Here is a 17,364-nt window from a genome sequence, read left to right as displayed (position 1 = left end):
CCGTCTACTGCTCAGGATGTCATTACCATGCAACACATACTGGAAAAATTATACGGCGCGAACCCTATCAGCCGTCAGGAAAGTCAGGCGCTGTTTGGTGCCATTATTCGCGGTGAACTGGAAGCCAGTCAGTTGGCAGCGGCGTTGATTAGCATGAAAGTGCGCGGTGAACATCCCGATGAGATCGCCGGTGCTGCCACGGCTCTGCTGGCCGATGCGCAGCCGTTCCCGCGCCCTGACTATTTATTTGCCGATATCGTCGGCACAGGCGGTGACGGCACCAACAGCATCAACATTTCGACGGCCAGTGCCTTCGTTGCCGCCAGCTGTGGTCTGAAAATCGCCAAGCACGGCAACCGCAGCGTATCCAGCCGTTCCGGTTCCTCTGACTTACTCTCCGCTTTCGGCATTAAGCTGGATATGAGTGCGCAGGATTCCCGTCAGGCGCTGGACGACCTAGGCGTATGTTTCCTGTTTGCTCCGCAATACCATCTGGGCTTCCGTCATGCCATGCCAGTTCGTCAGCAGCTCAAAACCCGCACCGTCTTCAACGTGCTGGGGCCGTTGGTTAACCCCGCTCGTCCACCGCTGGCGCTGATTGGCGTGTATAGCCCCGAATTGGTTCGCCCTATCGCCGAAACGCTGAAAGTACTGGGCTACCAGCGTGCCGCGGTTGTACACGGTGGCGGAATGGATGAAGTCGCGCTTCATGCACCGACGCAGGTTGCCGAGTTGAACCATGGCGAGATCGCAACCTACGAACTGACGCACCGCGATTTCGGGCTGGATGCGTATCCGCTATCGGCATTACAAGGCGGTACGCCAGAAGAAAATCGTGACATTCTCGCGTCACTGCTACAAGGTAAAGGTGAACGTGCGCACGCCGCCGCGGTTGCCGCCAACGTTGCGCTGCTCCTGAGATTATTCGGACAAGAAGATCTGCGCCAAAATGCGCAACAGGCGCTTGAAGTCATTCATAGTGGACAGGCTTATCAGCGCGTTATCGCCCTGTCCGCCAGAGGATAATGGAACCATGCAGGAAACCGTATTACATAAAATTGTGCGCGATAAGGCGCTCTGGGTTGCGGAACGAGAAAAAGCACAGCCGCTGGCCTCTTTTCAGCATGAGATCGTTCCCAGTCAGCGTGATTTTTATCAGGCGCTGAAACAAGACAAGCCCGCCTTTATTCTGGAATGCAAAAAGGCGTCACCGTCGAAGGGATTGATTCGCGATGATTTTGACCCAGTAGCGATAGCGCAGGTCTATAAAGATTACGCGTCTGCTATTTCCGTTTTGACTGACGAAAAGTACTTTCAGGGCGATTTTGCCTTTCTGCCGCAGGTTAGCGCGGCAGTGCATCAACCGGTGTTGTGCAAAGACTTTATTATTTCGCCCTACCAGATCTATCTGGCACGCTACTATCAGGCCGATGCCATTCTGCTGATGCTATCCGTGCTGGACGACGATCAGTATCAGCAACTGGCCGAAGTGGCGCACAGTCTGAAGCTGGGCGTGTTGACAGAAGTCAGTAATGAAGAAGAGCTGCTGCGGGCCATTCAGCTCGAAGCCCGCGTTGTTGGGATCAACAACCGCGACCTGCGCGATCTCTCCATTGACCTCAATCGTACCCGGACGCTCGCACCGCGTCTGCCTGCTGGCGTCACCGTGATCAGTGAATCCGGTATCAACTGCCAGGCACAGATTCGTGAACTTAGCGCCTTTGCTCAGGGCTTCCTGATCGGCAGTTCACTGATGTCTGAGCCGGATCTGAACGGCGCGGTACGGCGCGTTATTTTGGGAGAAAACAAGGTCTGCGGCCTGACGCGCGCAACTGATGCGCAGGCCGCCTATCAAGCGGGTGCGCTCTACGGCGGTTTAATCTTCGTCGCCAGTTCTCCACGCTATATTGACGCCAAACAAGCCGCCGACGTGATGACAGGAGCCCCACTGCGCTATGTCGGTGTTTTCCGCAATGCGCCCGTCGAACACATCGTTGCGATCACAACGCAGTTAGGGTTAGCAGCCGTTCAACTGCACGGTGATGAAGATCAACAGACGATCGACAAACTACGCCAGCAACTCCCCGCGACCTGCCAGATTTGGAAAGCGCTGAGCATCGCGGATGTGCTGCCAGAACGCAATCTCACCCACGTTGATCGCTACCTGTTTGATAACGGCCAAGGTGGCAGCGGGAAAACCTTCAACTGGTCGCTGCTGGCGAATCAATCATTGAATAACGTGCTGCTAGCCGGCGGCCTGAATAGTGATAACTGCGCTCTGGCGGCCCAGCAAGGTTGCGCAGGACTGGATTTCAATTCCGGGGTAGAAAGCGAACCGGGAAAAAAAGACTCACATAAAATTGCGGCGGTTTTTGCGACATTACGTCAGCCGCAGCACTAAAACAGACGGGAAAATTATGACATTACTCAACCCTTATTTCGGTGAATTCGGCGGACAGTTTGTTCCGCAGATCCTCATCCCAGCGTTACGCCAGTTGGAAGAGGCTTTCGTCAGCGCACAAAAAGATCCTGAATTTCAGGCAGAATTTATCGATCTGCTGAAAAACTACGCAGGTCGTCCGACCGCGCTAACCCTGTGTCAAAACCTGACTGCTGGGACAAAAACCAAGTTGTACCTGAAACGCGAAGATCTGCTGCACGGCGGTGCGCACAAAACCAATCAGGTACTCGGACAAGCTCTGCTGGCTAAGCGCATGGGTAAAAGTGAAATCATCGCTGAAACCGGTGCGGGCCAACACGGTGTCGCGACGGCGCTGGCTTGCGCCCTGCTCGGCCTGAAATGCCGCGTTTATATGGGAGCAAAAGACGTTGAGCGCCAGTCGCCGAACGTGTTCCGTATGCGTTTGATGGGGGCAGAAGTGATTCCGGTTCACAGCGGTTCTTCCACGCTGAAAGATGCCTGCAACGAAGCGCTACGTGACTGGTCTGGCAGCTATGAAACAGCACACTATCTGCTGGGAACAGCTGCTGGCCCGCATCCTTATCCGACTATCGTGCGCGAGTTCCAACGCATGATTGGTGAGGAAACCAAAGCCCAGATTCTGGAAAAAGAAGGTCGCTTGCCGGATGCGGTACTGGCCTGTGTCGGCGGTGGCTCTAACGCGATTGGGATGTTCGCTGATTTCATCGACGATACTACCGTCCGTCTGATCGGCGTTGAACCTGGCGGCTTGGGCATTGAATCCGGGCAGCACGGCGCACCGTTAAAACACGGCCGCGTGGGTATTTATTTCGGCATGAAGTCCCCGATGATGCAAACGTCCGACGGACAAATTGAAGAATCTTACTCGATTTCCGCTGGGCTGGATTTCCCGTCCGTAGGGCCGCAGCATGCCTATCTGAACAGCATTGGTCGTGCCGACTATGTCTCGATTACCGATGATGAAGCGCTGGATGCTTTCAAAGCGCTCTGCCGCGGCGAAGGGATTATTCCCGCGCTGGAATCCTCCCACGCGCTGGCGCACGCCTTGAAGATGATCAAAGCGGAACCGGAGAAAGAGCAACTGCTGGTAGTCAACCTGTCCGGCCGTGGTGATAAAGACATCTTTACCGTGCACGATATTTTGAAAGATCGGGGAGAAATCTAATGGAACGCTATCAACAGTTATTTAACCGCCTGTCAGAGAAAAAGGAAGGCGCGTTCGTTCCGTTTGTTACGCTGGGCGATCCCTCTCCCGAGCAGTCACTGAAAATTATCGACACGCTGATTGCGGCAGGTGCCGATGCGTTGGAGCTGGGCGTGCCCTTCTCTGACCCGTTGGCGGATGGCCCAACCATTCAGGATGCCAACCTGCGCGCGTTTGCCGCAGGCGTCACGCCGGACCAATGCTTCGAAATGCTGGCGACCATACGCCAAAAATACCCAGAAATGCCGATTGGCCTGCTGATGTATGCCAATCTGGTCTTCAGCAACGGTATTGATGAATTTTATCAGCGCTGTGCGCAGGTTGGCGTCGATTCGGTGTTAGTGGCGGATGTGCCAGTCGTAGAATCTGCACCTTTCCATGAGGCTGCACTGCGACACGGCATCGCGCCCATTTTTATCTGTCCGCCTAATGCTGATGATGAACTGCTACGCGAGATCGCCTCTTATGGTCGCGGCTATACCTATTTAGTGTCACGTGCAGGCGTGACTGGGGCAGAAAAGCGCGCGCAACTGCCGCTGAATCATCTGGTTGCCAAACTGAACGCGTATCATGCTGCCCCGCCGTTACAAGGATTTGGCATTTCCGATCCCGCTCAAGTACGGGAAACGTTAGCCTCAGGCGCAGCGGGTGCCATTTCTGGCTCCGCAATCGTACGGATTATCGAAAAAAATCTGAACCAGCCTGACATTATGCTGTCCGAGTTACACGCCTTTGTGAGTGAAATGAAAGCCGCTACGTATTTATAACACGTTTCAGGCGCGCGATTTGTGCTTCACACAAGTCCTATCGCGCGCCGAATAATGTTTCAAATTATTTCTTATTTAATTAACCCGAAACACTTCCAATTAGTATTTAGTTTCCACTTTATTATAATTGTAAGAAAGATTTTCAAATTGAAATAATTATTTAATCCCATGCCAATAAAATAAATTAATTACCTCTTAATTTTGAAACCGCATAAATCCCACGAATAAAATACGAAGAAAATCACAGAAATAAAAACATTTCAAAAGATCTCCTTTTAATGATCTCGTTCACATTACTGTAAGAAATAATAAATAGAATGGAACTGCTGAACAAAAGTGGCAGCGCGTTTTTAAAAAATAATTCTCTTTGACTTGGGATAATAAAATGAAAGCTAAAATATTGACGATGGTGGTAACCTCCTTAATCAGCTTAAGCTCCATGGCAGTGACGATTGACTATCGTCATGAAATGAAAGATACAGCAAAGAACGATCATAAAGATCGCCTGCTGATGTCCCACCGTTTTGACAACGGGTTTGGTCTGTCCATGGAAGCAAAATGGGGACAATCTGACAAAGACACTACGCCAAATAAACCGTATAACGAAACCGTCAGTACTGGCACAGAAGTGACTGCCAGCTACCTGTACAAATTCGATAAAACCTTTGGTCTTGAAGCAGGTCTAAACATGGTTTCCTCTTCAAAAGACAATAACTATCGTCCATATATCAAAGGTACAGCCAACATCACCGATTCCCTGTACTATGGCCTGCGCTACCGTGCATCTTACCTGCGTAAAAGTGACAGCATTGGTACTACAGCCCCTTCAGATATGAAAGGCTACACCATCACCAGTACACTGGGTTACAAACTGCCAGCGAATTTTGTCATTGAATACGAATTTGAATACGACAAGAAAACTAAAGCCGGTTCTGTTGGCTACCTCGCTGACAACGAGAACTATGACACGACCCACGATGTTAAACTGGCTTACAAATTCGACAAAAACTGGACACCTTACGTTCAAGTCGGTAACGTTTCTGGTAGCAAAACTACTGACGAGCGTCAAACTCGCTACCGTGTTGGTGTACAATACAATTTCTAATGGCTAACGCCATCTAGATAATTGCTGTAATAAAAATAGCGTTTCTTTATTGGTTTGTTATTTCCTGTCTATCAAAACGGCGACGTTATTTACGTCGCCGTTTTTTATGGCGTACCATCCTTGGCCGCCACCCTTATGGATCATTGCTGACGCAACGTTAAAAATTTCTCACGAAAATTTTTATTCTTCACATCAAACGCAATTAATAATCAGAAGCGATAACCTACGCCAAACATAAAGACCCATGGGTCAAGCGTAGTATGGATGCTTTGCTGATTGTTACCGGCTTTAAATTTCACATCGGTATCAATATCCATCCACCATACAGACATGTTTACCAACCAATTTTTATCCAAGTTGTAATCCAAGCCCGCTTGTGCAGCAACACCCCAGGAATTTTTCAGACTCAGATCGCTCAACTGAGCATTTTTGCCCGTATCATTAAATTTCTCATCGAAGAACATCGTGTAATTCAGGCCAACGCCCAAATAAGGACGTAATTTATCTTGAGTATCACCAAAATAGTACTGCGCGACCAGTGAAGGCGGCAGGTGTTTAACCTCCGCAATCGTCCCCGTTCCTGGTGTGCCGACTTTATGTTTGAACGGCGTGGCGGCCAGCAATTCAACCCCAATATTATCCGTCACCATGTAGCTAAAAGTCAGACCCATTTGCGTATTGTTATTAACCTGAAACTCACCTAAACCCAGTACGTTGTCCGAGCTTTCAGCAGGTCGCACGGTTGCTGAACCCGCCCGAACAATGAAATCACCCGCTTGATGAGCCTGTGCCAATGCAGGCATGAGCGCCGCTGCCAACAATAATAAAGATGTTTTTTTCATTACCCACTCCATTTATAGGGTTTAAATTTCGAGCGAAATATACCCCTAAATAGGTATTCTTGTTTTAAGCCAGATCACATCTTTTAAAGATTTTACGTCCAAATTGAACTGAATCATTTATCGCTAACTCATTAGAATTCATGAAATTGATCCAGATCAATAGTGATGTGGGGATATCGAATACGCCGCAGGTGGCGATAAGCACCACGATAGGTAGCCATGCCATATGACTTCATCGTGAGGCGAAAAGCAGCATTGCATCGTTGACGGGGTGCCACAGCGCGAATTAACAGGTTACAATTGGGAGTTAAGTTCTCTCTGTCGATTTATCTTTTTTCAAGGAGCCTGCATGCCTATCACGGCTAACACGTTGTACCGTGACACGATGAATTTCACCCGTAACCAGTTCATCAGCATCTTAATGCTGTCACTGTTGACGGCATTCATTACTGTCATACTGAATCATGCACTATCGCCTTCTGGAGACGAGTTACAGATTCTGAGCAGTTCCAGCAGCGATCTGTCATCTTCTGTCGAAGCTGGCTTGATGGATATGATTCAGCAGATGACACCGGAACAACAAACCGTGTTACTGAAAATGTCGGCAGCAGGCACCTTTGCTGCGTTAGTGGGCAATGCGCTGCTGACGGGCGGGGTTCTGATGCTGATCCGACTGGTTTCTGACGGACAGCGTACCAGTGCACTGCGCGCGATTGGCGCCTCTGCACCTTTTTTACTGCGTCTGCTTATCTTGATCCTGCTGTGCACTCTGCTCATTCAACTTGGCATGATGCTTCTGGTCATTCCTGGCGTGCTGCTCGCTATTGCGCTGAGTTTGTCACCCGTGATTGTCGTCACGGAAAAAAGCGGGATTTTTAATGCCATTAAAGTGAGTACAAAACTGGCTTACGGTAACCTGCGTGCAACCGCGCCTGCCATCGTGATGTGGCTACTGGCTAAAATCGCTATTTTGCTGATCGTGTCGAAGTTACCGATTTCCTCACCGACCGTGCTCGGCGTGGTTCTGAATGGCTTGGGCAACCTGATTTCCGCGATCCTACTCATTTATCTGTTCCGCCTTTATATGCTGCTGCGCACTTAACTGCCGCTCTCTGCCTATGCCATCGATCTGGTGGCCTAGGTTCTGCCAAATCTCCGTTCGCTATCTACCCAATCGTAATTTTCTGCAAATTATTACAATATCTCGGGAATGGTGTTCCACAATAAAGGATAATGGCATGAGCTATCGGATAACTCTCGCGGGTTATGATTACGACACTGTTGAGTGATGGATTGACATAATGAAGCAACTTCTTGATTTTATACCGTTGGTCGTTTTTTTTGCGGCCTATAAACTTTATGACATCTATATCGCATCGGGTGCACTGATTGCCGCAACGGCGCTGTCACTCGTTGTCACCTGGGTGATGTATCGTAAAATAGAGAAAATGACGCTGGTCACCTTTGCCATGGTCGTCGTTTTCGGTTCGCTAACGCTGGTGTTCCATAACGATCTGTTTATCAAGTGGAAAGTCACCATTATCTATGCGTTATTTTCCGCAGCCCTGCTGGTTAGCCAATTTGTGATGAAACAGACCCTGATTCAGAAAATGTTGGGTAAAGAGTTAACCCTTCCGCAGCCCGTCTGGGGGAAACTGAATTTCGCCTGGGCCATGTTCTTTCTGGTGTGTGGACTGGTTAACATCTATATTGCTTTCTGGTTACCGCAAAATGTTTGGGTTAATTTCAAAGTCTTTGGTCTGACCGGTGTGACGCTGCTGTTTACGCTGATTTGTGGCGTTTATATCTATCGTCACTTGCCTAGCGATCAGGAAAAGTCAGAAGAAGAAAAAAGCGAGCAACAGCAATAGCCAAAGCGAGATAGACACAATGAGCACACAAAACGTGTTACCACAGGGCGAACTGGTTCTCCGCACGCTGGCAATGCCAGCCGATACCAATGCGAACGGAGATATTTTTGGCGGCTGGTTGATGTCGCAAATGGACATCGGCGGCGCGATTCTGGCGAAAGAAATTGCCGAGGGTCGTGTCGTTACCGTACGGGTTGATGGGATGTCATTCTTAAAACCTGTCGCCGTCGGCGATGTGGTTTGCTGCTATGCACGTTGTTTACGTACTGGCCGTAGCTCTATCAACGTCAACGTTGAAGTGTGGGTGAAGAAAGTCTCCTCTGAGCCGATTGGTCAGCGCTATCGGGCGACCGAAGCGTTATTCACCTACGTTGCCGTCGATGAAGAAGGCCATCCGCGCGAACTGCCTGCGGGTAAAGGCAACTTCACGCCAAGCGAGTAACGTTTAGCGTTCATCGGCGTAAGCTGCCTTGAATAGCGATCGATACGAAAACGGGACGTCATCGGCTAAAGATGACGTCCCGTTTCTTCTATGTATTTTTGTACTGGCGTGAATTATTCGACTGCCGCCCCGCCGTCAATTTTAAAGACGATGGTCACAACCAAATCTTTACCCGGTTTACCCGCTTCATAACGCCATTTACGCATGGCCTGTTTGATATCACGTTCGAACATATTACGTGGTTCAGCAGAAAGCACGCGCACGTTGTCAACACGTCCGGACTCGTCCACATCAAACTGCATCTTCACCCGCCCTTCAACGCGCAGAGAAAACGCGCGGGCCGGATACTGAGGCTGTGTGCGGCTCAACGGACGTGGCCCGCTTGACTGCGTGCTTGCTGCGGGTGCCGGTGCCTGCTTCACTGGCGCATTCGTCACATTGCGCGTTGGCTCTGTGCTGGTAAACGGTGAAGGCGGCTGTTTTTCAACCGTCGGTTCACGTTTAACCGGCTTCGGTTGCTCAACCTTCTTCACCGGCTTAGGCTCCGGTTTAGGTTTCGGCGGCTTGGGCTTTGGTTCAGGTAATGGCATAGGAACCGGCTGCGGCAATGGCTCCGGTTCTGGAATGGGTTCCGGCTCTGGTTCTGGCTGCTTAACCGGCTCTGGCTCCGGGGCAGATTTCGCAGCAGGTGCCGCTTCATAGGCCGCAGGGTTCACCATCACCACGCTGATGGGCTTAGATTCCTGCGGTAATTCGATTGAATGATTAAATGATGCGTACAGCAAACCTGCAATCAGTGAACCGTGAAAACCGGCTGAAAGTATGAATGGCCATGAGTAACGGCGGGTCAAAAAAAACTTTTTTTGCGGCATAGTCTGTCTTTATCCTCTTATGCCGCCCAAGTTTAAATGCAAATAGCAATCATATTCAATAACAACCCGTGGAATTGTTAAAAAAACCGAAATCGTGGGGGGGATTACTCTGGCAAATCAACCTATTGTCCTCGCACTATTGTCTTCAAACAACATCACGTATGATGATAGAAACTCGTTTCTCTTACCCGATAGCGTTTGAGCGCTGGGGTCTCAAACCCAGCACCCCAAACGATGAAGGGTACCTTCCCACCTGTGAGGTCGCTATGCTCTACGTCATTTATGCTCAAGATAATGTTGATTCATTAGCAAAACGCCTGTCGGTCAGACCGGACCATCTTGCCCGTTTACAGGCATTGCGCGATCAAGGGCGATTGATTACCGCTGGCCCTTTGCCTGCAATCGACAGCGAGGATCCCGGCCAGGCTGGTTTTAGCGGCTCCGTGATTATCGCCGAATTCACCTCGCTGGATGAGGCAACAGCATGGGCCAACGCCGACCCTTACCTCGCGGCAGGCGTTTATAAACACGTCAGCGTGAAGCCATTCAAAAAAGTGTTTTAAACATCCAATTGATGCAGGTCATGGTTGCATGAAAAAGCCATGGCCCTTTTCGCCCCCGTCAAAAGCTGAAATATTTTAGTCATTTAACAGTGATAGTTTGACCGCTATTCATCTATAGAGGGTCAACAATCATGTTAATGCCTGCGATTTTGCGAAACGGAGTTGCATCTATCCGCCGCCGTCATCGCCTCAGTATTCTCTCCGGATTGTTATTGATCATTGGGTTATTTTCTTTACTGCAATTGGTGTCCGTCGGCGTCATTTCTCAAACGATGACTCAGGTTCGGCAGGATATTTCCGCTAACGAGAGCCTTCGTCAGCAACAAGCGTTAATGGATAAAGCACGGATGGAAGTGATGAATGCCAGCGACAAGCTCAACCGCGCGGGCATTTATTTGTTGGTAGACAAAGAAACGGGGTCTGAAGGGAGCTGGCACAGCCTGATGGATGAAGCGGAAGTGTCTCTCAAACAGGCGCAGGAGCACTACCAATTACTGGGGACGGTCACGACGGCTGAAGCGGACACCGCGGCGTTTATCGATTTGAAAAAGAGCTATAGCCAGCTTTATTCCGGGCTTGTCGAACTGGCCGAAGGAATAAAGACCACTAATCAGATCGATATTTTCTTTGCTGTTCCGGTACAGGCTTACCAAAGCGATTTTACCCAGAAGTATTCACACTATCTGCAAGATACCGATGTGCTGCAAAAGCAGCATGGCCAACAATTTTTATCTTCTCTCGATAACGCCAAAACGATCTTCATTACGGTTCTCGGCCTCTTGCTGGCAATCGCCATCGCCGTGTGGATTGGCGTCAGTCGGATCATTATTCGTCCGCTGACGCACATTATTGCCCATTTAAAACTGATCGCGGCGGGAGACCTTTCGCATGCGGTCAATACAAAGACGCGCGGTACACGCGAAGTTGAACAGCTTAACGCCAGCGTCATTCAAATGCAGGAAGGCTTGGTAACCTTGGTCAATCAGGTTCGCCAGGGCGTTGACCATATGGTGACGCAGGTCGATCGGGTCGCGACAGATAACCATCGGCTTTCTGAACAGGCAAACCGCCAATCCCACGAGCTCAAAATCACCACAGAACATATTATTCAGCTTAGCCAGCATCTGGAACAAAATACCCAGCATACCCAACAGGTTAATTTGCATGCGGAAGATACCAGCAAGATCGCCGCACAGGGTGAGACGATGATGAATGACGTCAAGGTGGCAATGTCAGACATTGCAGGCAGGACACGTGAGATGACAGAAGCCATTGGGATGATAGAAAACGTGGCGTTTCAGACGCATATTTTGTCGTTGAACGCCGCCATTGAAGCCGCACGAGCCGGAACGATGGGGAGAGGTTTTGCCGTTGTCGCGCGGGAAGTCGGGATGTTGGCTTCGCAAAGCAGCCATTCTGCACAAAATATTAATGTGCTGATTCGTGATTCAGATAACAGCGTAACCGCAGGAACACGCCTGGTAAACAAACTGAATGACAGCCTGCAACACATCATTCAGACCGCGAAAGACACGGGCACGTTTCTGAGCGAGATTTCGGAGATATCGCACCAGCAGAACGAGAGCATCCATGAAGTCACCACCCGCCTCAGCACGCTGAACGACACCGTCAGGGAAAATGCGGGACAGGTTGAAGCCTCTGCACACACCTTCGCCTCACTGCTGGAGCAAACGGAACGCTTAAATACATCGGTATCGCTGTTTATCCTGCCCTCGACGGAGGCTGATATGAACCCGATGATTGACCAGAGAGAAATAACGCCGCGCATTCCCGTGATGGGATAAGCGGAATGAGATTCGTTATGTGATAAAAAATAGCGACCATACTTCGGGTCGCTATTTTCCTCACTGGCTTACCAGTCGTAGGTTACCGCATAGAGCAATGCTCGTCGTTGCTGCTTTTGTTGCAGATAACGGGCAGAGCGAATATGGCGATACGACCGTGATTGAGCCTCCAACCAGCGACTTCTTCTACGCTGGACCTGACGCAACATCCGCCAGCGGGCCACTTCATTCCGACTGCGTTTCATTATGCAACTCTTGTTAATACACTCGCGCTGGGCATTATACCCCCCTCATTCACGGCGACAATCCGTGAATCCCTTTCTCAACGATTCTCTTCTTACTCATCACTTTTATTCAGAGGAAAGGCATTTCCCCTTTTATAAATCTATGCGTACACTTTGTTAATTCTTTGCAGAAGGGAACCGTGCTGCTTTTATGTCGACATTTTATACCGTAATAAGTTGGTTACTGGTTTTTAGCTACTGGTTGCTGATTGCAGGTGTGACCCTGCGTATTCTGATGAAACGTCGGGCGGTGCCTTCTGCGATGGCTTGGCTGTTGGTGATTTATATTCTGCCACTTGTCGGTATTGTCGCTTATCTTTCGTTTGGCGAGCTCCATCTCGGCAAACGCCGAGCCGAACGTGCCAGCAAAATGTGGCCATCAACAGCAAAATGGCTACGCGAATTAAAAGAATATCGCCGTATTTTTGCGACGGAAAACAGTGAGGTCGCCAGCGCGTTATTTCAGCTGTGTGAGAGACGGCAAGGGGTTGGCGGCGTAAAAGGCAACCAGTTGCAACTGATGACCACGTTTGATGACACCATTAAAGCGTTGCTGCGTGATATTGAACTCGCACGCAACAACATCGAAATGGTGTTCTACATCTGGCAACCCGGCGGCCTGGTTGAGCAAGTCTCCTCTTCGCTTATCGCCGCGGCACGACGCGGGGTACACTGCCGTATTCTGCTGGACTCTGCCGGCAGCGTACAATTTTTCCGCCAGCATCACCCCGAGTTGATGCGCACCGCCGGGATCGACGTGGTCGAAGCCCTGAAAGTTAATCTGTTCCGTGCTTTCCTTCGCCGCATGGATTTGCGCCAGCACCGTAAAATTATCCTAATCGATAACCGCATTGCCTATACCGGCAGCATGAATATGGTCGATCCCCGTTTATTCAAGCAAGATGCCGGCGTTGGGCAATGGATCGACCTGATGGCGCGTATTGAAGGCCCGGTGGCGACCACATTGGGGATTATTTACTGCTGCGACTGGGAAATGGAGACAGGCAAGCGCCTGCTTCCGCCACCGCCGGATGTTAACGTTATGCCGTTCGAACAGGAGAGCGGCCATACCATTCAGGTTATTGCCTCCGGCCCCGGTTACCCAGAAGAAATGATCCATCAGGCGCTGCTGACGTCCGTCTATTCGGCACGTAAGCAATTGATCATGACGACCCCCTACTTCGTACCCAGTGACGATTTACTGCACGCCATCTGTACCGCCGCTCAGCGCGGGGTCGATGTCAGCATTATTGTTCCGCACAAGAATGATTCCGTGCTGGTCGGCTGGGCCAGTCGCGCGTTCTTCACGGAACTGCTGGACGCTGGCGTAAAAATTTATCAGTTCAGGGACGGACTGCTGCACACCAAAAGCGTACTGGTTGATGGACAGCTCAGTCTGGTTGGCACGGTGAATCTGGATATGCGCAGTCTGTGGCTGAATTTTGAAATTACGCTGGTGATTGACGATGCCGGATTCGGCAGTGATTTAGCCTGCGTACAGGAAGACTACATCGCTCGCTCACGCCTGTTAAACGCGACACAGTGGCAAAACCGCCCTTACTGGCAACGTATCGTCGAGCGGCTGTTCTACTTTTTCAGCCCCCTGCTATAAATACGCGTTTTCCCGTGTTCTAATAAGGCTATTGGGAATTAACAGGAATGACGTTATGGATTTGAATAATCGCCTGACCGAAGACGAAGCATTGGAACAGGCCTACGACATCTTTTTGGAACTTGCGGCTGATAACCTCGATCCAGCAGATATTCTGCTGTTCAACCTACAATTCGAAGAGCGTGGTGGCGCAGAGTTATTCGACCCTGCTGAAGACTGGGCCGATCACGTAGATTTCGACCTGAATCCTGACTTTTTTGCCGAAGTCGTCATTGGGCTGGCCGAAGAAGATGGTGAAGAGATCACCGATATTTTTGCCCGCGTGCTAATTTGCCGGGAAAAAGACCACAAACTTTGCCACATTTTGTGGAAAGAATAACTCGTTTCGCCTCAACACAAAGCGTCTAAAAACGCAGATGATTCTATTTACGAAACGAAAACGGTGATAATGGAATAGAAGAGTAAAGCGTCCGCGACAAGGATGTATTCACAGCGTCTTTACGATCTATCCATTATCAACGCTCAACGTACATTGTCAGCAATGCAAGGCGTCTCCCGCAGGAGACGCCTTTTTTACATCAGTAGCCGAGAAAACGGATTACTGTGATTCAGCTTCTGCCACCGGTAACAGTGCCTGCGGATCGACCTTCAAACAGGAAACTGCGTGCGTAAAGCTCCCTTCCAGCAATGGCCGAGTTTTCGAGCACTCAGGGCCGACAACCGGACAGCGCGTGCAGAACACGCAGCCCGATGGCGGATTGATCGGTGAAGGCAAATCCCCTTCTAGCAACTGTATCTGCTTGTTGCGTTCCTGATCGGGATCGGGAATCGGCACGGCAGACATCAGCGCACGCGTATACGGGTGCTGCGGGTTTTGGTAGACCTGATCGTAGGTTCCCAACTCTACGGCATGACCCAGATACATCACCAGCACACGATCGGAAATGTGCTTTACGACCGATAGGTCATGGGCGATAAAAATCAGCGACAGGCGCATTTCGCGCTGTAGCTGACGCAGCAGGTTCACGACCTGCGCCTGAATCGACACGTCCAGCGCCGAAACTGGCTCATCACAGATAATCAGCTTCGGCTCCAGAATCAGCGCGCGCGCGATACCGATACGCTGACATTGCCCGCCAGAGAATTCATGCGGATAGCGGTTGATCAGGTTTGGCAGCAGCCCAACCTTCAGCATCATCGCTTTCACACGATCTTTTACCGTCTGCCGATCCAGTTCTGGATGATAAACCTTCAACGGCTCGGCAATAATCTCACCGATGGTCATACGCGGGTTCAGCGATGCCAGCGGATCCTGGAATATCATCTGAATATCGCTACGTGCGGCGCGCCATTCATCGGCACTCATGCCCAGCAGGTCTTTCCCCAGCCACGTGACCCGTCCGTCCGTCGCTTTTACCAGACCGATAATCGCACGCGCCAGCGTGGACTTGCCGCAACCAGACTCCCCCACCACGCCCAGCGTTTCGCCTTCATATAAACGTAGCGTCACGCCATCCACTGCTTTCAGTTTTTTCGGCGGCTGCCAGAACCACTGCTTATCATCTCTGACATCAAAGTGGACTTTCAGATCGTCCACTTCTAACAACACCTTTTTCTCGTCCGCGTTGTTCATACCACCTCCTCAATCGCTCTAAAGCAGGCGCGCAAGCGGCCATCACCAAAAGATTCCAGCGCTGGTGCGCTATGGCAGAGATCCATCGCATACGGGCAGCGAGGTTGGAACGGACAGCCTTTCGGTAAGCGTAATAAGTTAGGCGGATTGCCCGGAATGGTTGCCAGCACTTCATCTTCCGCATCCAGACGCGGCACGGCGTTGAGCAGGCCAACAGAATACGGGTGGCTCGGATGATAAAAGACATCGCGTGCGACGCCGTATTCCATCGTGCGCCCGGCGTACATCACCAGCACTTTGTCACAAATACCGGCAACAACCCCCAGGTCATGGGTAATCATGATGATGGCGGTATTAAACTCACGTTTCAGCTCGTTCAACAACGTCATAATCTGCGCCTGAACCGTCACATCCAACGCCGTTGTCGGTTCATCGGCAATCAACAGCTTCGGCCGGCACAGCAGCGCCATTGCGATCATCACGCGCTGACGCATCCCGCCGGAAAACTCATGCGGATACATCTTCATACGCTTACGCGCTTCCGGCATTTTGACCGCATCCAGCATTTTGACCGACTCTTCAAACGCTTCGCTTTTGCTCAGGCGTTTGTGCAACATCAGCACTTCCATCAGTTGTTCGCCGACGCGCATGTACGGGTTCAGCGAGGTCATCGGATCCTGGAAGATCATACTGATTTCTTCAGCACGCAGCTTATTCAACTGGTTTTCAGGCAAATTGAGAATCTCTTTGCCACGAAAACGCGCCGAGCCGCCGATACGCCCATTACGCGCTAGCAGCCCCATCAACGCAAACGCGGTTTGTGATTTACCGGAGCCGGATTCACCGACAATCCCCAGCGTTTCACCGGCGTTGAGCGTGAAGTTCAGGTCGTTAACCGCCGTCACATCACCGTCCTGCGTGTTGAACGTTACCCGGAGATCCTGAACATGTAGCAGCGCGTCGTGCGCGCCAGTTAACTCAATCTTGCTCATGTCGATATCCCTCAGCGATCTTTCGGGTCGAGGGCATCACGCAGGCCATCGCCGATAAAGTTAAAACAAAACAGCGTGACAACCAGAAACGCCGCCGGATAGAACAGTAACCACGGCGACACCTCCATCGAGTTCGCACCATCATTCAGCAAGGCGCCCCAACTGCTTAACGGTTCCTGCGTGCCCAGCCCCAGGAAGCTCAGGAAGGATTCGAACAGGATCATACTTGGCACCAGCAGAGAGGCGTAAACGACCACCACGCCCAGCACGTTAGGCACAACGTGGCGTAATACGATACCGCGCGTGGACACACCGGAAACCAGTGCTGCTTCAATGAACTCTTTACGTTTCAGGCTCAGCGTCTGGCCGCGCACGATACGCGCCATATCCAGCCAGGACACCATGCCAATAGCCACGAAGATCAGCAGCATGTTCTGCCCGAAGAACGTCACCAGCAGAATAACAAAGAACATGAACGGGAATGAGTTGAGGATTTCCAGCAGGCGCATCATCACCGAATCCACTTTCCCGCCCAGATAGCCGGACATCGCGCCATACAGCGTTCCGACGATCACCGCAACCAGCGCCGCCGCAACGCCAACCATCAGCGAGACGCGGCCCCCGATGGCAACACGAACCAACAGATCACGACCCGAGGAATCCGTACCAAAATAGTGTCCAGACGTCATATCCGGCGCAGCCGACATCATTCCCCAGTCCGTATCCGCGTAGTCAAATGCCGACAACATCGGGGCGAAGCTCACGAACACGGTAATCACGGCTAAAACAAGCAGACTGGCCAGTGCCGCACGGTTGTGCATAAAGCGCAGGCGCGCATCCTGCCACAAACTGCGCCCTTCAATTTCAGCCTGCTCGGTGAAATTCTCTAACGCTTCAACGTTTTTTCGATTCCAAAACATAACGCCCCC

General features: G+C 50.9%; 18 protein-coding genes. 12 read left to right on the top strand and 6 right to left on the bottom strand.

Annotated elements, in window-relative coordinates:
• Positions 1 to 27: 27 nt before the first annotated feature.
• The 5 genes from trpD (at position 28) to H0248_RS00685 (ending at position 5,519) form a co-directional block, all read left to right on the top strand.
• Complete coding sequence (gene trpD, locus H0248_RS00705) at positions 28 to 1,026, top strand: anthranilate phosphoribosyltransferase (protein WP_180784336.1); 999 nt, start codon at positions 28 to 30, stop codon at positions 1,024 to 1,026.
• A gap of 7 nt (positions 1,027 to 1,033) precedes the next feature.
• On the top strand, positions 1,034 to 2,401 hold the full coding sequence (gene trpCF, locus H0248_RS00700) for a bifunctional indole-3-glycerol-phosphate synthase TrpC/phosphoribosylanthranilate isomerase TrpF (protein WP_180784293.1): 1,368 nt from the start codon (positions 1,034 to 1,036) through the stop codon (positions 2,399 to 2,401).
• A 13-nt stretch (positions 2,402 to 2,414) separates the two neighbouring features.
• Positions 2,415 to 3,608, top strand: coding sequence for a tryptophan synthase subunit beta (gene trpB / locus H0248_RS00695; protein ID WP_180784335.1), 1,194 nt, complete (start codon positions 2,415 to 2,417; stop codon positions 3,606 to 3,608).
• Positions 3,608 to 4,414, top strand: a complete 807-nt coding sequence (gene trpA, locus H0248_RS00690; RefSeq protein ID WP_180784292.1) for a tryptophan synthase subunit alpha — start codon at positions 3,608 to 3,610, stop codon at positions 4,412 to 4,414. Before trpB ends, trpA begins: the two co-directional genes overlap by 1 nt.
• A 385-nt stretch (positions 4,415 to 4,799) precedes the next feature.
• Positions 4,800 to 5,519: an oligogalacturonate-specific porin KdgM family protein gene (locus H0248_RS00685; protein ID WP_180784291.1), complete on the top strand. Its 720-nt coding sequence runs from the start codon at positions 4,800 to 4,802 to the stop codon at positions 5,517 to 5,519.
• A gap of 209 nt (positions 5,520 to 5,728) precedes the next feature.
• On the opposite strand, the gene ompW is transcribed toward H0248_RS00685, so the two are convergent.
• Entirely contained in the window at positions 5,729 to 6,361 is a 633-nt protein-coding gene (gene ompW / locus H0248_RS00680; RefSeq protein ID WP_180784290.1) for an outer membrane protein OmpW, read from the bottom strand.
• 349 nt (positions 6,362 to 6,710) lie between these two features.
• On the opposite strand from ompW, the gene H0248_RS00675 reads away from it, so the two are divergent.
• The 3 genes from H0248_RS00675 (at position 6,711) to yciA (ending at position 8,674) form a co-directional block, all read left to right on the top strand.
• The gene (locus H0248_RS00675; protein ID WP_180784289.1) at positions 6,711 to 7,463 is read left to right on the top strand and encodes a YciC family protein; all 753 of its coding nucleotides are present in this window, start codon (positions 6,711 to 6,713) and stop codon (positions 7,461 to 7,463) included.
• Positions 7,464 to 7,662: 199 nt separating this feature from the next.
• Complete coding sequence (locus tag H0248_RS00670; protein WP_180784288.1) at positions 7,663 to 8,232, top strand: septation protein A; 570 nt, start codon at positions 7,663 to 7,665, stop codon at positions 8,230 to 8,232.
• 19 nt (positions 8,233 to 8,251) lie between these two features.
• Positions 8,252 to 8,674 carry an acyl-CoA thioester hydrolase YciA gene (gene yciA, locus H0248_RS00665; RefSeq protein WP_180784287.1) on the top strand — a complete coding sequence of 141 codons (423 nt, stop codon included), beginning with the start codon at positions 8,252 to 8,254 and terminating at the stop codon, positions 8,672 to 8,674.
• A 113-nt stretch (positions 8,675 to 8,787) separates the two neighbouring features.
• On the opposite strand, the gene tonB is transcribed toward yciA, so the two are convergent.
• Positions 8,788 to 9,546: a TonB system transport protein TonB gene (gene tonB, locus H0248_RS00660; protein WP_180784286.1), complete on the bottom strand. Its 759-nt coding sequence runs from the start codon at positions 9,544 to 9,546 to the stop codon at positions 8,788 to 8,790.
• 266 nt (positions 9,547 to 9,812) lie between these two features.
• On the opposite strand from tonB, the gene H0248_RS00655 reads away from it, so the two are divergent.
• On the top strand, positions 9,813 to 10,109 hold the full coding sequence (locus tag H0248_RS00655) for a YciI family protein (RefSeq protein ID WP_180784334.1): 297 nt from the start codon (positions 9,813 to 9,815) through the stop codon (positions 10,107 to 10,109).
• A 131-nt stretch (positions 10,110 to 10,240) separates the two neighbouring features.
• Entirely contained in the window at positions 10,241 to 11,914 is a 1,674-nt protein-coding gene (locus H0248_RS00650) for a Tar ligand binding domain-containing protein (RefSeq protein ID WP_180784285.1), read from the top strand.
• 68 nt (positions 11,915 to 11,982) lie between these two features.
• Here the strand turns inward: H0248_RS00650 and H0248_RS00645 are convergent, their stop codons facing one another.
• Positions 11,983 to 12,159 (bottom strand): YciY family protein, encoded by a 177-nt coding sequence (locus H0248_RS00645; RefSeq protein WP_125176083.1) that lies wholly within the window; start codon positions 12,157 to 12,159, stop codon positions 11,983 to 11,985.
• Positions 12,160 to 12,349: 190 nt separating this feature from the next.
• Here H0248_RS00645 and cls point away from each other — a divergent pair, with 190 nt between their 5' ends.
• Together cls and H0248_RS00635 are read left to right on the top strand one after the other, a co-directional pair.
• A complete protein-coding gene (gene cls / locus H0248_RS00640; protein ID WP_180784284.1) occupies positions 12,350 to 13,810 on the top strand; it encodes a cardiolipin synthase in 1,461 nt (486 codons plus the stop codon).
• Positions 13,811 to 13,865: 55 nt separating this feature from the next.
• Entirely contained in the window at positions 13,866 to 14,189 is a 324-nt protein-coding gene (locus H0248_RS00635; protein ID WP_039286579.1) for an HI1450 family dsDNA-mimic protein, read from the top strand.
• Positions 14,190 to 14,408: 219 nt separating this feature from the next.
• Here the strand turns inward: H0248_RS00635 and oppF are convergent, their stop codons facing one another.
• Genes oppF through oppC form a run of 3 tightly spaced genes read right to left on the bottom strand, consistent with a single transcriptional unit; the run spans position 14,409 to position 17,355 of the window.
• Positions 14,409 to 15,443, bottom strand: a complete 1,035-nt coding sequence (oppF, locus tag H0248_RS00630; RefSeq protein ID WP_180784283.1) for a murein tripeptide/oligopeptide ABC transporter ATP binding protein OppF — start codon at positions 15,441 to 15,443, stop codon at positions 14,409 to 14,411.
• Positions 15,440 to 16,435 carry an ABC transporter ATP-binding protein gene (locus H0248_RS00625; protein WP_180784282.1) on the bottom strand — a complete coding sequence of 332 codons (996 nt, stop codon included), beginning with the start codon at positions 16,433 to 16,435 and terminating at the stop codon, positions 15,440 to 15,442. Before H0248_RS00625 ends, oppF begins: the two co-directional genes overlap by 4 nt.
• 11 nt (positions 16,436 to 16,446) lie before the next feature.
• Positions 16,447 to 17,355 carry an oligopeptide ABC transporter permease OppC gene (gene oppC / locus H0248_RS00620; protein WP_180784281.1) on the bottom strand — a complete coding sequence of 303 codons (909 nt, stop codon included), beginning with the start codon at positions 17,353 to 17,355 and terminating at the stop codon, positions 16,447 to 16,449.
• Positions 17,356 to 17,364: the final 9 nt, after the last annotated feature.

The organism is Pectobacterium brasiliense (assembly GCF_013449685.1).
Classification (GTDB): Bacteria; Pseudomonadota; Gammaproteobacteria; order Enterobacterales; family Enterobacteriaceae; genus Pectobacterium; species Pectobacterium brasiliense_A.
This window is presented reverse-complemented; position numbering and strand designations above follow the sequence as displayed.

Excerpts from the sequence above, each read along its gene's own strand:
- trpD (WP_180784336.1), top strand. The coding sequence starts at position 28 with ATGCAACACATACTGGAAAAATTATACGGCGCGAACCCTATCAGCCGT.
- trpCF (WP_180784293.1), top strand. The coding sequence starts at position 1,034 with ATGCAGGAAACCGTATTACATAAAATTGTGCGCGATAAGGCGCTCTGG.
- trpA (WP_180784292.1), top strand. The coding sequence starts at position 3,608 with ATGGAACGCTATCAACAGTTATTTAACCGCCTGTCAGAGAAAAAGGAA.
- H0248_RS00685 (WP_180784291.1), top strand. The coding sequence starts at position 4,800 with ATGAAAGCTAAAATATTGACGATGGTGGTAACCTCCTTAATCAGCTTA.
- ompW (WP_180784290.1), bottom strand. The coding sequence starts at position 6,361 with ATGAAAAAAACATCTTTATTATTGTTGGCAGCGGCGCTCATGCCTGCA.
- H0248_RS00675 (WP_180784289.1), top strand. The coding sequence starts at position 6,711 with ATGCCTATCACGGCTAACACGTTGTACCGTGACACGATGAATTTCACC.
- H0248_RS00670 (WP_180784288.1), top strand. The coding sequence starts at position 7,663 with ATGAAGCAACTTCTTGATTTTATACCGTTGGTCGTTTTTTTTGCGGCC.
- yciA (WP_180784287.1), top strand. The coding sequence starts at position 8,252 with ATGAGCACACAAAACGTGTTACCACAGGGCGAACTGGTTCTCCGCACG.
- tonB (WP_180784286.1), bottom strand. The coding sequence starts at position 9,546 with ATGCCGCAAAAAAAGTTTTTTTTGACCCGCCGTTACTCATGGCCATTC.
- H0248_RS00655 (WP_180784334.1), top strand. The coding sequence starts at position 9,813 with ATGCTCTACGTCATTTATGCTCAAGATAATGTTGATTCATTAGCAAAA.
- H0248_RS00650 (WP_180784285.1), top strand. The coding sequence starts at position 10,241 with ATGTTAATGCCTGCGATTTTGCGAAACGGAGTTGCATCTATCCGCCGC.
- H0248_RS00645 (WP_125176083.1), bottom strand. The coding sequence starts at position 12,159 with ATGAAACGCAGTCGGAATGAAGTGGCCCGCTGGCGGATGTTGCGTCAG.
- cls (WP_180784284.1), top strand. The coding sequence starts at position 12,350 with ATGTCGACATTTTATACCGTAATAAGTTGGTTACTGGTTTTTAGCTAC.
- H0248_RS00635 (WP_039286579.1), top strand. The coding sequence starts at position 13,866 with ATGGATTTGAATAATCGCCTGACCGAAGACGAAGCATTGGAACAGGCC.
- oppF (WP_180784283.1), bottom strand. The coding sequence starts at position 15,443 with ATGAACAACGCGGACGAGAAAAAGGTGTTGTTAGAAGTGGACGATCTG.
- H0248_RS00625 (WP_180784282.1), bottom strand. The coding sequence starts at position 16,435 with ATGAGCAAGATTGAGTTAACTGGCGCGCACGACGCGCTGCTACATGTT.
- oppC (WP_180784281.1), bottom strand. The coding sequence starts at position 17,355 with ATGTTTTGGAATCGAAAAAACGTTGAAGCGTTAGAGAATTTCACCGAG.